The sequence below is a fragment of the Ktedonobacterales bacterium genome, from assembly GCA_036557285.1.
In the GTDB taxonomy this organism is placed as follows: domain Bacteria; phylum Chloroflexota; class Ktedonobacteria; order Ktedonobacterales; family DATBGS01; genus DATBHW01.
In genome coordinates this window covers 132446-147824 of record DATBHW010000040.1, presented here as the reverse complement: position 1 = coordinate 147824, position 15379 = coordinate 132446, and the positions used below count along the sequence as shown (strand labels likewise).

At 58.4% G+C, this 15379-nt stretch carries 14 protein-coding genes and 1 tRNA gene; 6 read left to right on the top strand and 9 right to left on the bottom strand.

The window, feature by feature from the left end; translation table 11 throughout:
* Position 1 precedes the first annotated feature (1 nt).
* The 8 genes from VH599_11615 to VH599_11580 all read right to left on the bottom strand — a co-directional run bounded on the left by VH599_11615 (position 2) and on the right by VH599_11580 (position 9341).
* Complete coding sequence (locus tag VH599_11615) at positions 2 to 925, bottom strand: GNAT family N-acetyltransferase (protein ID HEY7348948.1); 924 nt, start codon at positions 923 to 925, stop codon at positions 2 to 4.
* 168 nt (positions 926 to 1093) lie between these two features.
* Positions 1094 to 3187: an ATP-dependent zinc metalloprotease FtsH gene (ftsH, locus tag VH599_11610; GenBank protein HEY7348947.1), complete on the bottom strand. Its 2094-nt coding sequence runs from the start codon at positions 3185 to 3187 to the stop codon at positions 1094 to 1096.
* Positions 3188 to 3720: 533 nt separating this feature from the next.
* A complete protein-coding gene (mdh, locus tag VH599_11605) occupies positions 3721 to 4647 on the bottom strand; it encodes a malate dehydrogenase (protein ID HEY7348946.1) in 927 nt (308 codons plus the stop codon).
* A gap of 75 nt (positions 4648 to 4722) precedes the next feature.
* Positions 4723 to 6015 carry a serine/threonine-protein kinase gene (locus VH599_11600; GenBank protein HEY7348945.1) on the bottom strand — a complete coding sequence of 431 codons (1293 nt, stop codon included), beginning with the start codon at positions 6013 to 6015 and terminating at the stop codon, positions 4723 to 4725.
* A 125-nt stretch (positions 6016 to 6140) separates the two neighbouring features.
* Complete coding sequence (panB, locus tag VH599_11595) at positions 6141 to 6992, bottom strand: 3-methyl-2-oxobutanoate hydroxymethyltransferase (GenBank protein ID HEY7348944.1); 852 nt, start codon at positions 6990 to 6992, stop codon at positions 6141 to 6143.
* A 46-nt stretch (positions 6993 to 7038) separates the two neighbouring features.
* Positions 7039 to 8010, bottom strand: a complete 972-nt coding sequence (locus tag VH599_11590; GenBank protein HEY7348943.1) for a Rossmann-like and DUF2520 domain-containing protein — start codon at positions 8008 to 8010, stop codon at positions 7039 to 7041.
* A 90-nt stretch (positions 8011 to 8100) separates the two neighbouring features.
* Complete coding sequence (locus VH599_11585; GenBank protein ID HEY7348942.1) at positions 8101 to 9036, bottom strand: sigma-70 family RNA polymerase sigma factor; 936 nt, start codon at positions 9034 to 9036, stop codon at positions 8101 to 8103.
* A 232-nt stretch (positions 9037 to 9268) separates the two neighbouring features.
* Positions 9269 to 9341, bottom strand: a tRNA-Arg gene (locus VH599_11580).
* 578 nt (positions 9342 to 9919) lie between these two features.
* On the opposite strand from VH599_11580, the gene mocA reads away from it, so the two are divergent.
* From mocA to VH599_11550, 6 genes are all read left to right on the top strand, one after another.
* Positions 9920 to 10519, top strand: coding sequence for a molybdenum cofactor cytidylyltransferase (gene mocA / locus VH599_11575; protein HEY7348941.1), 600 nt, complete (start codon positions 9920 to 9922; stop codon positions 10517 to 10519).
* Between the two features lie 42 nt (positions 10520 to 10561).
* Positions 10562 to 11017 (top strand): heavy metal-binding domain-containing protein, encoded by a 456-nt coding sequence (locus VH599_11570; protein HEY7348940.1) that lies wholly within the window; start codon positions 10562 to 10564, stop codon positions 11015 to 11017.
* A 240-nt stretch (positions 11018 to 11257) separates the two neighbouring features.
* Positions 11258 to 11512 carry a hypothetical protein gene (locus tag VH599_11565; GenBank protein ID HEY7348939.1) on the top strand — a complete coding sequence of 85 codons (255 nt, stop codon included), beginning with the start codon at positions 11258 to 11260 and terminating at the stop codon, positions 11510 to 11512.
* Positions 11513 to 11867: 355 nt separating this feature from the next.
* Complete coding sequence (locus VH599_11560; protein HEY7348938.1) at positions 11868 to 12581, top strand: DUF4388 domain-containing protein; 714 nt, start codon at positions 11868 to 11870, stop codon at positions 12579 to 12581.
* 129 nt (positions 12582 to 12710) lie between these two features.
* Positions 12711 to 14354: a cache domain-containing protein gene (locus VH599_11555; protein HEY7348937.1), complete on the top strand. Its 1644-nt coding sequence runs from the start codon at positions 12711 to 12713 to the stop codon at positions 14352 to 14354.
* A gap of 6 nt (positions 14355 to 14360) precedes the next feature.
* Complete coding sequence (locus tag VH599_11550) at positions 14361 to 14789, top strand: cyclic nucleotide-binding domain-containing protein (protein ID HEY7348936.1); 429 nt, start codon at positions 14361 to 14363, stop codon at positions 14787 to 14789.
* Positions 14790 to 14853: 64 nt separating this feature from the next.
* Here the strand turns inward: VH599_11550 and nrdR are convergent, their stop codons facing one another.
* A complete protein-coding gene (gene nrdR / locus VH599_11545) occupies positions 14854 to 15309 on the bottom strand; it encodes a transcriptional regulator NrdR (GenBank protein ID HEY7348935.1) in 456 nt (151 codons plus the stop codon).
* Positions 15310 to 15379: the final 70 nt, after the last annotated feature.

Sequence of the window (15379 nt, the reverse complement as noted above, 5' to 3'; positions counted from 1 at the left end):
ATCAACCAGGGCTTCCAGGCGCAACAGAAAGAGCAGACCGCTCTTCATCTTCATCTAATTGGCGCTGATACACCAGGAAAAAGCCCGCATCCTCCGTTTGATAGCCTGTGCCTTCCAGCGCATCGCGCAGCATCAGCAAATTTGGAAGCGTGATCGCCACCTGCTCCAATCCTCGCTTAGCCGCCAGTTCACGCAATCCATAGGCCATGCGGCCAATCCCCTCGCTGGTCCCGTCAATATATTCAACCAACAACACCTGCTCATCAGTATCTTGCAAGCCACAAATGGCTATAGCCTGAAAGTCATCCCATTGACTTAGAGTGAATACCTGTCCACTGGCAAGCCGCTCCTGCAACACCTCGCTGGTCAGCGCCCGCGTTCGATCCCCCCAATCCACATACATCAGCCCGCCAGTCGCCGGAAAGACATTGGAGCGATCAAGAAACGCCAGCAGGGCGGGCAACTCTTTTTCGTCGGCCACCATCGGCAGCGGAGCGCCGCGAAGCTGCTCCGCAGGAGCCGTATAATGAATATATGTCCCTACCTGCCGAAACCCGCCGGAATCCAGCGCGCGCTGCGCCACCACGTTATCGAAGCGGGTTGCCAGTCGGGCAATCGTTGCCCCCATCCCCCGCGCCTCGCGCATCGCCTGCTCATTTAACTGCCTGGAAATCCCCTGGCCGCGCACAGTCGGGTCCACACGCATACCCTCAAGCCAGCATTCCCCAGGCGCCACCATCTGCATATGCTCAACAGCGACCGGGCGATCATCGAGAATAGCGACCAGAAGTCGGCCAGATGAATCGGCCAGCCACTCATCCCATACCTCGGAAATGTAATCGCCCCAATCCCAGGTATGGGCGCAGAACGCCAGAACGGCTGCTTTATCTCGCGCCTCTGCCAGACGAATCGTGAGGTCTTCCACGGCGCCCTCCTGGGGCAGCCTCCCCGCGGAGAGATCAGCGGTTCAGCAGCGCCCACAGATGATACGAGCGCCTGCCGAGCAGCAGCCCCCTTTGCTCTCATCAAAGATCGCTGCTGCTCAGCAGGCGCTCACCTGCTCTATAACCTCGTACCCAGGCTTTTCACAAAGCTAGGCCAGTGGTGAGGTCGTATTTGACGCTGGAGGAATACGGGGTATGCGATCACCATCAGGCAAATCCCACACCTCCTGTGATACGGTATCGATCTCGACTCCTGTCTCAGCCAGAATAACCATCAGTTGCTTGTTATCAATGACCTCGTGTCTGCGGAGTTCCTGGGCAATGCGATCAAGCGTCGGACGATACCTGGTGAGCAGCGCCCTTACCTGAGTATAAGCGTCCTCAACGAGGATATGGACCTCTTCATCAATCGTTTTGGCCGTCTCTTCGCTATATTCGCGGTTCCCGAACTCAGCGTTCCCGATGCCGCCGAAGGGGCTGCTTCGATCACTATAAGAAATCGTCCCGATCTTCTCACTCATCCCCCAGCGCATCACCATCTGGCGAGCAATGCCTGTCACCACCTGGAGATCGTTCTCTGCCCCCGTCGTGATCGAGCCAAGCGCCACATCCTCCGCTGCGCGCCCTCCCAGCGCCATCATGATGCGCGCCCGAAGATACTCTTTCGAGTAATTATACCGATCATCCAGCGGCGTCGATTGGGTGACGCCCAGCGCCTGACCGCGTGGCACAATCGTCACTTTCGTAACCGGATCGGAATGCGGCGTAATCAGCCCAACCAGCGCGTGGCCGCCTTCATGATAGGCCACCACCCGCAAATCTTCCTCGCTGAGCACCAGCGGGCGCTCAGCGCCAAGCTGAATCTTATCCAGCGCCTCGTTGAAGCAGGCCATGTTGACGCGATCCAGATTGCGCCGCGCCGCCAGCAGCGCCGCCTCGTTGACCAGATTCGCCAGGTCCGCGCCCACCATACCAGTCGTTGTGCGCGAAAGCTGCGTCAGGTCCACATCGGACGCCAGCGGCACGCCACGAGAATGAATCTCCAGAATCGCCCGCCGCCCCTTCCAGTCGGGCCGGTCCACCGTCACACGGCGGTCAAACCGACCCGGACGCAGCAGCGCCTGATCCAGTCCATCCGGGCGGTTTGTCGCCGCGACGACCACCACCGCCTGATGGGTATCAAAGCCGTCCATCTCCACCAGCAGCTGATTCAACGTTTGCTCGCGCTCGTCATTGGTAGTCAGACTGGTGCCACGCTGGCGGCCTACTGCATCAATTTCATCAATAAAGATGATGCAGGGCGCGTTCTTTTTCGCCTGGTCAAACAGGTCGCGGACACGGCTCGCGCCGACACCAACCAGCACCTCAACAAACTCAGAACCAGACATCGAGAAGAAGGGTACGCCAGCTTCACCCGCCACCGCACGCGCCAGCAGGGTCTTACCAGTTCCTGGGGGGCCAACCAGCAAGACACCCTTGGGAATCTTGCCACCCAGCCGCTGAAACTTGCCGGGCGTCTTCAGGAACTCGACGACCTCTTGCAGTTCATACTTGGCCTCATCCACTCCGGCGACATCGGCAAACGTCGTGCTGGGCCGGTCTTCCATAATCAGCTTCGCGCGGCTCTTGCCAAAGTTAAAGACATTTTGCTGCCCCGCGCCAGCCCGGCGAATCAGCAGGAAGATCAGGCCGATAAACAGCAGCCAGGGTACCACATTGATCAAAATCGAAAGCCAGAGGTTCCCGTCACTGCTGGACTTCACAGTATAATCGAGCGTTTGCTTTGCGGCCTGCTGGTTCAGCGTCGTCATCAGCGTCTGGTCATCAGTAGGAATGGTCGTCTGGAACTTGGTGTTGGTGGTACCATCCGAGCATTTCACGGCCTGCCTGAAATCGCCGCTCGCCTGGTCAGACTGGATGGTGACACTCTTCACCTGGCCGTCCTCAAGCTGCTGGTAGAAGGTTCCATAGGATACAGCGCAGGCTCCTGCGGTTCCCGTCCCGGTAAAGACCAGGGTGGCTACCTGCCACAGAATCAAACCAACCACAATTACAAGCAGCCAGCGCCAAACCAGCCAGCGCCCACCGCGCGGCGGCTGACCATTCGGGTTCGGCCCAGGTCGGTTCGGCCCACCAAACGGATTGGTGGGATCCGTTGGCCGATTAGGGCCATCAGAGTTAGGGCCGCCATTTGGCCCACGCACCTGTTTGGCGCGATAGACTTGCGACGGAATAATATTCATACGCCTGGTACCTACTTTCCCGGCAGAACACTCGCTACCCGCTGGCCGGGCGACCAGCATGCAACAGCAGCACTTCTCCAACTCTTCTACGACCCAGTGCGTGGAGATGTTGTACCTGCTGTCACATCCACCATCATAAAATGATCACCGTACTATGATTACTACCTCGCGCGAGCGCCAGATTACCGGCGCTTTTCAGTGCTCAACGCAGCATCACGCTACACTCATTATAGCGCATCGGGTCGGCCTTTGCACGGCCTCTTTCTTCTTTCTTCGTGGTTTCCCTGTCCATGCCAGGAGAGCAGATAGTCTTCGCCCGTGTCCTCCCTCTCTCTCTCATGTTCTCCTATTCTCTACTAGAGAGAGATGTCTCTCCAGAGAGTAATGAATAGAGAGCACGAGAGAGATACCAGAGATAGAAGCAGCAGAGAGAGCGGTATCACCAGCATCTCTCCAGCGAGAGCCATGCGGCAGTGGAGCGCGTGCTGCATGGCACAGCACACGACGAAGAAAGAAGAAAGAAGGGCCGGACGCTAAATCCCCATCACCCCCACCAACTCCTTCACGGCATCGGCTGACTTTTGCAGCGCCGCCGCTTCCTCTGCCGTCAATTCGATCTGGATGACCTCCTCGACGCCCTTTGCGCCCAGCTTGGCAGGCACACCAACAAACAGGTCTTTCATCCCATACTCGCCCTGTAAATACACCGCGCACGGCAGAATCATCTTTTTATCCAGGACGATAGAATCAATCATCTGCGCCACTGCCGCCGAGGGCGCGTAGAAGGCGCTGCCGCTGCCCAGCAGATTGACGATCTCGGCTCCGCCGTCGCGCGTGCGCTGAACAATCTGGGCCAGGCGTTCTGCGGGAATCAAGTTGGAGACTGGTACACCCGCCACCGTTGTGAAGCGCACCAGCGGCACCATCGTATCGCCGTGCCCACCCAGCACATAAGCGGCCACGTCACGCACCGAGACATTGAGTTCCTGGGCAATAAACGTGCGGAAGCGCGCCGTATCAAGCACACCGGCCATGCCCATCACCCGCCCCCTGGGGAAGCCGCTGACCTTATACGCCAACTGCGCCATCGCGTCCAATGGGTTCGTGACGATGATCAGAATGCTATCAGGCGAGCGGCTGACAATCTCCCGCGTCACCTGCGTCACGATTTCCTGATTCTTGCGCAGCAGGTCGTCGCGGCTCATCCCTGGTTTGCGTGGCAGGCCAGAGGTAATCACCACAATATCCGAACCGGCGGTCTCGTCGTAGCCATTGCTGCCGATGACCAGCGAATCATAGCCCAGCACCGGTCCAGCCTCCAGCAAATCCAGCGCCTTGCCCATCGGCATATTCGGAATCACGTCCACCAGGACGACATCCGCATAATCTCGCTCAGCGATGCGCTGGCCCAGCGTTGCGCCCACCATACCGGCCCCGACGACGGTTATCTTCTTTCGCATCTGTTACGTCCTCTTCTCAAACAGGGGATAAAAAGTAGCGACTGAAGGCAGCGCCGCCTTCGATTGTATCACACGCTACTCTTTTTTGAGCCGCCAGACCAGCCGCTGCAATTGCGTAGCAGCCGACTTCAGCAGATCACTGTTGGCGTTGGCGTCTTCCTCATCCACCTCATCCTCTTCCTCTTCTTCAACTGCTGGCTCTTCCGCTTCCCCTGCTGGGGCGGGCTGTGGGCGCGGGGGGCGCTCCGTCGGGGGCGCTGCGCCCGGCGTTGGAGGGCGCAGCACTGATTGAGGCAAGGGTGTCAGCGTAATCGGCGGCAAGGATGGATCGCCTCTTGGCCTGCCCAAAGCAGACCAGGATCGCGCCGTCGGCTGAGGGGCAGGCGCGGCGGGCGCATGCTGATTCGACGCCTTACCCTCTCCCTGTGGGAGTACAGGCTTCGGCTTCGGTTCCCCCTGCACAGGCGGCGCCTTGGGTTCCGGGTGAGACATCATCGGCGCAGGGCGCACCTGCGTGTTCTTGCGCTCTGGGGTTGGAGAAGCGAACGCAGCCCAGCGGCGAAGATCCGCCTCAAATTCGCCGGCGCTGCTGTAGCGGTGCTCGCGGTCACGCGCCAGGGCTTTGAGCAAGATCGCTTCCAGGTCCGCAGGAATGGCCGATTCCAGCTTCCCTGGCGCTTCCAGCGGCCCCATAAGAATAGCCCGGCTCAGTTCCGCCAGGTTCTTGCCAAGAAACGGGCGCTTGCCGGTCAGCATTTCATAGAGCGCCACCCCCAGCGCGTACACATCCGCGCGGCCATCCAACTGACGGCCAAGCAATTGTTCCGGTGAAACATAATAAAGGCTGCCGACCACGGTCCCCACGCGCGTAATCGTATTCACACCCGCCACGCGCGCCAGCCCAAAATCAACCACTTTCACCTTGCCCCAGCGGTCCAGCATCATATTCTCTGGCTTAATATCCCGATGCACCATCCGCGCTTCCACATGCGCATACTCAAGCGCGGCGGCCACCTGCGAGGCAATCTCCACCGCCTGTGACACCGGCAGCTTTCCCTGTTGTTTGAGGAGCTGTGTCACCGTCGGGCCAGAGATATACTCCATCGCAAAAAAAAGCAGATTTTCTGCGCGGCCAGCGTCATAGACATGCACAATATTGGGGTGGTTCAGAGAAGCGACCAGGCGAGCTTCGCGGATAAAACGCGCCACAAACGACTCATCGCTGACCAGGCTCTCCAACAACACCTTAACTGCAACCACGCGATCAAGTGTCACCTGGCGCCCGCGATAAACGATACCCATCGCGCCGCGCCCAATCTCTTCCTCAAGCTCATAGACACCAAGGCGCTTCCCTGGAAATGCTGGCACGTCTTTCTCCCTAACACCGCAATCTGAGCGCGATCTCGCCGCCCATTGTTAGCTGGCTACGCCACTCTTCTATTTCGTGTAACGAAGACCCCCTCCTTCTGTCACATTTACTCCGGCTGCCAGATTCACTCTGCTGTTTTCTGCTGCTCACTCCGCAGGCGCTCGATGATCGTGGCATCCATGCTCGTGCTTTGCTTCGCTGTCGGAAACGCGCGGCTGCGCACATCCGCCGCATAGGCCGTCACAGCGTCCAGAATGATTTTGCCCATCTCCGCATAGCGGCGCGTATGCCTGGGAGTGAAATCGGGGAAGAGGCCCAGCAGATCGTGGATCACCTGCACCTCACCATCGCAGTGCGGGCCAGCGCCAATGCCAATGGTGGGTACACTCACCCGCTCGGTAATCAGCGCGGCCAGCTCAGTGGGTACGAGTTCCAGCACGATGCTGAAGACTCCGGCCTGTTCCAGAACCACTGCGTCTTCCAGAATGGCCCGCGCCGCTGCCTCGGTCTTGCCCTGGACCTTAAAACCACCCGTCGCATTGACCGATTGAGGCGTCAGGCCAAGATGCCCCATTACCGGAATGCCCGCCTCCACCAGCGCGTGAACGGTTTCGGCGACGCGCCGACCTCCCTCCAGCTTGACTGCCTGGACACCCGCCTCCTTCATTAACCGGCCAGCGTTGCGCATTGTTTCTTCGCGGCTCACCTGGAAAGTCAGGAAGGGCAGATCACCAACCACCATAGCCCGTTTGGAGCCGCGCACCACCGCCTGGCTGTGGCGGATAATATCATCAAGCGTGACCGGCAGCGTTGAATCATAGCCCAGCACTACCATCCCCATCGTATCGCCAACCAGCAAAATAGGCACACCCGCCGCGTCCAGAATAGAAGCTGTGGAATAATCATAGGCCGTCAGCATAGGGATGCGCTCACCGCGCTGCTTCATCGCGCGCAGTTGATCGGGAGTGGTCCGCATCGTCTTTTCCTCCTGATAAAGAGATAGGCCGTCGTTCGCTCGTCATTCATGCCGTACCTCTTTGATTACTTTCTGTGTCACCATCGAGCAGGCGTTCCAGCGTTCGCAGTTGCTCTTCAGTCAGCCTCCCTTTGGCCTGCGCCAGTGGCAGGCTTAAAACCCCCAGCAGGCGATAGATCTCACGTAGCAGGGCTGCATTCGTCGGCGCATCTTCCTGCTTACGCTCCAGATACTCCAGGTGGGCATGTACTGTTCCAACGTCACCGCGCGCAATGGGACCGGTCAGGCTTTCAGGCAGACCAAGGTGCGCCAGGTTCGCAACTGTGCTGCGCAGCAAGGGGAGCAGCGCAACCAGCGCCTCCTCGCGCGAAACGCCAAAACTGGCCCACAGATCGGTGGCAGCGGCAACCAGCGCCACCGGGTAATTGGAAACCAGCACCGCAGCCAGGTGATAGGGAACCCGATCTTTCTCGCGCAGATAAACCGTTCGCCCCCCCAGGCGGCTCGCCATCTCTGCCAGCCGCGCCGCCAGCGGCTCAGGCGCCTCAATTGCAAAAGCGCATCCGGTCAGCCGCGCCAGCGCCTCTCCAGCATGGGCAGGGCGCGCCCTGGAAACACTCAAAAGGGGGTGAAAGGAGCCATAGAGCGCGCCCTGGGCGCCAGCAACCGCCAGCACACGCGCGGGTGATGCCCCGCTGCAATGAACGACTGCCTGATCAGGGCGCCAGGGAATAGCAGCAGCCACCGAAGCGATGGCGTCATCTGGCACAGCCAGCAGCACCAGATCGGCCAGAGCGGCCACATCACCAGGAGAGGAGAAGGCGCGACAGCCAGGAAGCTGCGCCGACAGCCAGGATGCCGTTGTCGAAGCGCGGCTCGATAGGGCCACCACAGGATAGCCACACGCCGCCAGCCCCCAGGCCAGGGTTGTTCCCACCGCGCCAACCCCCACCACTCCCAGGCGTGGCAGCCCTCCAGCGGTCTTGAGCGGAGAAACCATTGCTTGTTCGCGCGACATGGCGGCAGCGCGACCCTCCCAGACGGGCAGCTAATCGAGGTGAAGTACCCAGCGCTCAAGCGCGGGGTTTTACGCGGCCCTTGATAATCTTTAATCGAGATAATCTTTTAAGAGGCGGCTTGACATCGGATGGCGAAGCTTACGGATGGCGCGTTCCTCGATCTGACGCACACGCTCGCGGGTCACTTTCAGGCGGCGCCCAACTTCCTCCAACGTATGATCCTGGTCATCCACCAGGCCAAAGCGCAATTCGATCACCTGGCGCTCGCGCAGCGTCAAATTACTCAACACCCGCCGCACCTCGTCGCGCAGCAGGTGGCGGTCGGTTGTCTCCACCGGGCCAATCGTGCGCTCATCCTCAAGAATATCGCCCAGCGTATTCTCTTCCTCGTCAGAGAGCGGCGCATCCAGCGAGAACACTTTCTCGGCCCAGACCAGCAATTCACTTACCCGATCCGGCGACATACTCAGCGCCGCGCCAATCGCCTCTGGTGTTGGCTCACGCCCCAGGTCTTGATACAACTGGCGCATCATGCGCTTCACGCGCATCACCTCTTCCATGATATAGACCGGCAGGCGCACCGCCCGCGTCCCTTCGAGAATTGAGCGCGTAATGGCTTGCTTAATCCACCAGGTCGCGTAGGTGGAAAACCGAAAACCCTTGCGGTAATCAAACTTCGTAACAGCGCGAATCAGGCCAATGTTGCCCTCGCCAATTAAATCCTCCAGGGAAAGCCCCTGACCAACATACTTTTTGGCAATACTGACGACAAGTCTGAGGTTCGCCTCGATAAGCTGATTGCGCGCTTCCCGGTCGCCAGCTTCGGCTCGTTCGGCCAAGACGACCTCCCGGCTGGCGGAGAGCAGAGGGATACGAGCGATCTCACGCAGATAGAGGCGCAGGCTATCACTCTGGGCCAGGTTGCTCAGATCAGAGGTGTCCATATCACGGGCGCTATCCCGATCACGTTCAACCTCAGTCACCTTTTCCGCATCATATACCGCTTCTTGATCTTCGATGCTCATAGGGTAAGTCATCCCTCCTCTGTACACGGCGCAGTATAGCACCTGTAGCCGAGAAAGCGCAAGTAGCGCCAAGGCGCGCAGCCCTCGTGTTCAGGCAGTCTGAACCATAGCAAGCAAGGATACCAGAAAAAGCAAACATAACCTCTGCTTTATTCACATGCTCTGGCAGCAGCAAAAAGGCGCTGCCTGGCAAAGCAAAAGCAGGCAGATACGTATCTGCCTGCCTCATCGGCCACCCCGGCGGGATTCGAACCCGCATAACACGGCTTAGAAGGCCGTTGCCTTATCCATTAGGCCACGGGGTGGTATAGAACCCCGGACATATGCCCTCAGCGCCCCCTGAATTGTAGAACATGCTTCAGACGCCTGTCAAGCCGCAACCAGGCGAGCAGTTTAGCTTTTCCCTGCGTCCCGACACACTCTTTTCTTGCGCTTGCCAGCGTTCCCTTCTCTTACACTGGAGTTCCACCACCTATCGGGGGTTGCCACTTGTAGCGCCGCCTCCCTTCGGGAAGGGCCGCTTGACCGCCCCTTTGGGGAGCGGCCCTTGCGGGAACTGGGTTCCCGCATTCTCCCTCGCTGCGCTCGGTCGCGGGCCGCTGCTGTTGCCTCGGCATGCTCGCTTCCGTTGGTCGCTCGCGCGTCCCTCTTGGCGGCGCAACGCTGGCCTGCTGGCGCCGTGGCCTGGAGGGCGAACGCTCGCCCTGGCGCAGCGGTGGCCGCCTGGAAGGCGGCGCTACAAGTACCATGCCTCGCTTGCCAACACCTCATGTTTGCTAGAATCTTACACTGGCCCCTCGTTGCACAGGAAAGAATGCTCTGCTATGATGGGTGTGAGAACAGACATCCGGTTTTATCGAGTCGTGAGAGAGCGCGTGAGCAAATGATTGCTGCCATTATCCTTGCTGCCGGACAATCCAGCCGCATGGGCCAGCACAAACTGCTGCTGCCAGTCCTGGGCAAACCGCTGCTGCTGCATGCCGTAGATAATGCTACAGCCGCAGGGTTTGATGACCTGCTGGTAGTCGTGGGCTATCACGCCGACGCGGTACGCAAGCTCCTCACCAATCGTCCGGTGCGTGTAATCGAAAACACCGCCTACGCCCAGGGACAGAGTACGTCGCTGCGTGCGGGAATTGCCGCGCTGGCTCCCCAAACAGCAGCAGCGGTGTTGCTGCTGGGAGATCAGCCCCTGGTGAATCCGGCCATCTTGAAGCGTCTCATGCGCGCCTGGCAAGACACGGCAAAGCCTATCGTGGTCCCTTTCTACGGCGGCCAGCGAGGCAACCCCGTCCTCTTCGCCCGCGCGCTCTTCCCTGAACTGCTGAGTGTGACCGGAGACCAGGGGGGACGCGAAATCCTCCAGCAGCACGCCCAGGAGATTGAACCCGTATACATTGCCGACGCCGACGCTGCGCAAGACCTGGATACCTGGCAGGACTATCAGGCTCTGCTCAAGCGGCTGGAGCAAACAATCGAGTAATATTACCATCAGGCAAGTGGACCTGCTGAAAGGAGAGACTGGGTGTTTGGAAACCATGAACCCAATTCGCCAATGGACATCAAAGGCGGCTATCGTGGCCGGGCCTTTACTTCCGACCTGACAGGGCAGGAGTTCTGGCTGGTCGTTGATAAGGGCTTTCTGCCAATGGGCCTGGTCCTGGGCAACTGCATCTATTCTATGGGCGCTGTCCGAAACTGGATCGCCGGTTTCAAGTCGAACTTCCAGGGAGAAATTAAAGAATACTCCCAACTCATGTATCAGGCGCGCGAACTCGCCCTAAGCCGCATGCAGTGGGAGGCTGACCGCCTGGGCGCCGATGGGGTCATCGGCGTTGATATTAAAGTAGAATATCTGCATAACGGCGAATGGATGGAAGTGACGGCAGTAGGCACCGCCGTGAGAAAAATATATGACGTTGCTCCCGCGCAGGGACGTTTCGCCGCAGAAGTGAAGCCCTGGGTCAACCAGGAAAAGTAACAGTCGCGTCCGTCAGCAAATAACAGAACAAGAAAATTGATCTTTTGATCCCCCAAAACTCTTACTCTTATGTTCATTTGCTTGACGACGCGCCGCGCCTATGCTACGCTTGTCTCACTTGAGGCATAGGACTACAACCTGACCTCAAGGTGGCGCGTACCCTCACTATCCTGCTCAAGAACATCAAAAGCCGATACGAGCAGCATCCTGAAGAGCAAACCATCCCTGGAGGCTGGGGCGATGACCGAAAAAGAACGGCTGGAAATACAAGCAAGATCATTTGAATTTTATGCTGGCTTGATTGAGCGCGCTGTTGGGCGCGGCGCGCCGCTCCCCGTTTGGGGGCCAATGACTGCTGAGGAATATCGGCAGCAAGCCCAGGAATACCGCCGCCGCGCGGCGCAGCTGAGCAAGCAGGAGCAAGCGGGAGGCAAAAATCTGACAAGAAGAGACGAGACGCCAGCAACCTTGCAAAGAGGAGCCACGCCACGCTAGACCGCCCATCGTACCCTGAGTCCACACTGGTAGATGTCCCAGCCAAAACGGTTCTTCTTTTGTTTGCGACCACTTGACAGATATGGTAGAGTAGGGCTGGTCCGAGCGGCCAGGCAACGGAACTTCAAGAGCAGAAGTGGTTCTTGAGAACGCCTGGGAACCAACGATAAAGCCGACGCCAGAAGGCAGCACCCAACCTATCTGGTATGCCATTCCGGTGTGCCATTTTTCGCTGGGGCAGGCTTCTGGCTCATGAACACGGAAGAGATGAGGCCCACTGATCAGGCCATGCAAGCAGGGGGGATGGAGGTCATTTTAGATGACGCTCTCCATTCCCACTGCCAGGAGCAGAGGTATGACAGAACAGTTTCTCTCCACCAGTCGTTTGGGGAATGTCATCCAACTCATTGCCCTGGGGAAGCAGACGGGTGTATTGAAAGCAATGCGTGGCCTGGGATCTACTCGTGAGCAGGGTGAGGTCCATTTTATGAATGGTCAGCCAACCTACGCCGTCTTAGGGCAGATGATCGGGAACGCGGCTTTGACCGTCTTGCAGAATTGGGGTGAAAGCCAATATCTCTTTCTGGAAGGGCCGCTGCCAGAGCAAGGGCAATCACCTTTTCAATCTGACCCATTCGGACACATGAGCGACCATCCCGCGCCCCAAACCGGTCCATTCGGAGCGCGCCCGACACAGCGCTTTTCGCCAACGCCCACTCGCCAGATGGCTGGCTTTCCGTCATACACAGCCTCTCTCCCTATGAATCCAGGCCAGGGGGGCAATAATACGACGGGCAATCTATCCTATAGAGGGAACGATTCGTTCTTCTCTGGACCACTATCACCTCTACCCACACGACGCGAAGCGCTTCAGGGACAATTCATCCCTCGTCGCCTGGCCTCAATGGATCGCCTTGAGAACCTTCCACTGGATCGACGCGAGCGCATGGTGTTGCTGCTGGTGGATGGGCGCCGCAGCCTGGCCGATCTGGTGCGGCTGACACGGCGCAGCGAGCAAGAACTACAAGCAATCTTGTCACACCTGGCTGCGCTCCGACTGATCGAATAGGAATGGCAGGAATGTATTCAAAGCTGACCAGAGATGCACCACTGAAGCACCTATCAGGAAGCAATGTGGAGACGGAGTAGGCGCAATCAACCGGACTGTTTATTTGTCGCCCTGTAGGAGAAAAGAAGTATGATGCCAAAACGTTTGCGGTTCGGTATCCGCGCTCAGCTTACCTTTATCGTGTTGATCGCCGCCTTGCTGAGTACCATCGCCACGCTTTATATTGCTAACAGCGCGATCCAAAGCTATGTCATCGATCAGGCAAAAGAGCGCGAGGCGCATAATCTTCAAGTCGCCTGGCTGGTATTGCATACTGAATTTGGCGACAACGTTTCCATAGACGTGAATGACAAGCTTGTCGCTGATTCACCGCTGACCGCCAGCGCCGCCGGATTGCCTCAGGGTGCTGCACTGAACGAGAATCAGTTTTTGCCTTATCCGCTCAATAGCGATGTTGATTACGTAGACGAAGTGCATCATCTGGTCGGAGGAATCGTCGCCGTCTATCAATGCGCCGATGAGCGCGGCGATCTGACGCCAGGAGGCTGCCCCAGAATTTCCACCAACATCCTCAAAGCGGTAAATGGGCAAAACCAGCGCAACCTGGATGATAAGCTCGACCCTAACATTCTCCAACAAGTACAACAGAAGCCTGCTGACGCCCTGGTTCAGCAGGATACCGTGAGCGGTGTTGAGTATATCGCGGCGTATCAGGCCATGCGCAGCCCTCAGGGAGATTTCATCGGCGTGTTGTTTGTGGGTGAGCCGCTCGCTGGCATCCAGGACTTGATCTTTCACACCACCATTCAGCTTGCCATTGTCGGCGGCCTCATTATGGTGGTGGGCGCTATCTTCGCTATCTTGCTCGCCCAGGCAATCACTGGCACGCTGCAAACTGCTGCCCGACAGGTGAGCGCGGCTTCCACTAAATTCGGCGCCATTGCTGCCCAGCAGTCCAGCGGCTCGGCTCAGCAAGTCTGGGCCATTAACGCCATTTCGCAAGCCCTACGCAACCTTTCAGAAACAGCGACAGATGTCGCCAGACGCTCCGATCAGCTCGCGCAGATGGGGCTACAGGTGCTGCAAAGGCGTGCTGAAGTTTCTCCGACACAGATCGACTCGATCATCAACTACGTCACGCGCTCTACCCATGATATTAGCGTCCAGAGCCGCCAGCAGGCCTCCACGGTAGAACGCATGAATGGCGCAATGCAAGCAGTAATGGAGGTGGCCCAGCAAGTAGCAAGCGATAGCCAGCAGACCACAGAAGGCGCGGAGCGCCTTGAACAAGTCGTGCGTCAGTTGCAACGGCTGGTGGGGACGAATGACCTTGCAGGACCGCAGATGGACGCGCGCACAACCAACGCCGGTGGACAAAACATGGTCCCCGTGCGTGGAACAACCGGCTCACCAGGGGCAGCGGGCATGCTGACGCCATCCCCGATGATGCCCCCCGTTCGCTCTGCCCGACCATCACCGGCAGAACCGTTCTCTGTTTCACCAGCGCCCTGGCCTTCTCGCTCGCCCTCACCAAGCGGCGCATTGCCTACCCAGGCGCCTAATCAGGCGTTCTTGCCGCCGGGCGCGCGCGGGAGAAACAACTCTACCGAGCTGCCGACACGCTCCGGCCAGCTACGTCCACCCATGCGCTACAGCAACAGTGGAGACCCCGGAACGTTCCCGTCGTTTGAATCGGGGAATCCCTTCCCCGACCACGGAAGCGCACCCCCACCTTACCAGCCACCTCGACGCGATCAACGAGGAAGGAGATAGTTGCCGATGTATGAAGATCAGTTAGAACGGGTTGAGCTGTTTGAGGGACTAGACAAGAAAGAGGTGCATTTGCTCGCAAAGACCTGCACCGAGCGGCAATATGCCGCTGGCGCAGTCCTCATGCAAGAAGGTGAGGCTGGAGCGGGCTTATTCATCCTGATCGAAGGCAAAGTCCACGTCACACAGTCAGCAGGGCCAGGACAACCTCCACGCGACATTACCACTCTGGAAGCCGGGGAAGTCATTGGCGAGATGGCGCTGCTTGATGACCTGCCGCGTTCAGCGACCGTTACGGCCATTGAGCCATGCCGCTGCCTGCTCGTTCCCGTTTGGGATTTCCGCGCAACGCTGCGCGAATCTCCAGATATTGCCATCAAACTGCTGAGCCAGCTCAGCAGGCGGCTGCGCAAAACCGAGCAGCAACTTCATAAGTAACCTGGCTCCATCTGAAGCCAGCATCTCACCAGGCGGGGGAGCAACAACGCTATGCTCCCCCGCTTTATCTTTGGCTGCGCCGCAGCAGTTCATCCATCTCCTGGCGCATCTCTTCGAGGTCACTAAAGGAGCGATAGACACTGGCAAAGCGAATATAGGCGATACTATCCATCCTGGCAAGCTTTTCCATCACCATCTCGCCAATCACCTGGCCTGCCACCTCTGGACGCCCTAACCGATAGAGCGCCTGCTCAATCTCATCAACCGCATTTTCTAATTCGCCAACAGGCAGCGGGCGCTTTTCACAAGCCCTGCGAATGCCGCGATACAGCTTCTCACGATCATATGGCTCGCGGCGTCCATCGCGCTTTACCACCAGCAACTGCGCCGTTTCCACGCGCTCATAGGTACTGAACTTGCGACCACAATCCTTGCAGCGTCTGCGCCGATGAATGCCGTCGCCAGAGTCGCGGGAATCAGTGACCATTGATTCATGGCCGCTGCAAAAAGGACATTTCATAGGCTTTGCCGCGCCTTCTTCCTGCGCGCTCCCTGCTCATATCTCCAGAGACAACGAACAAAACGAACCA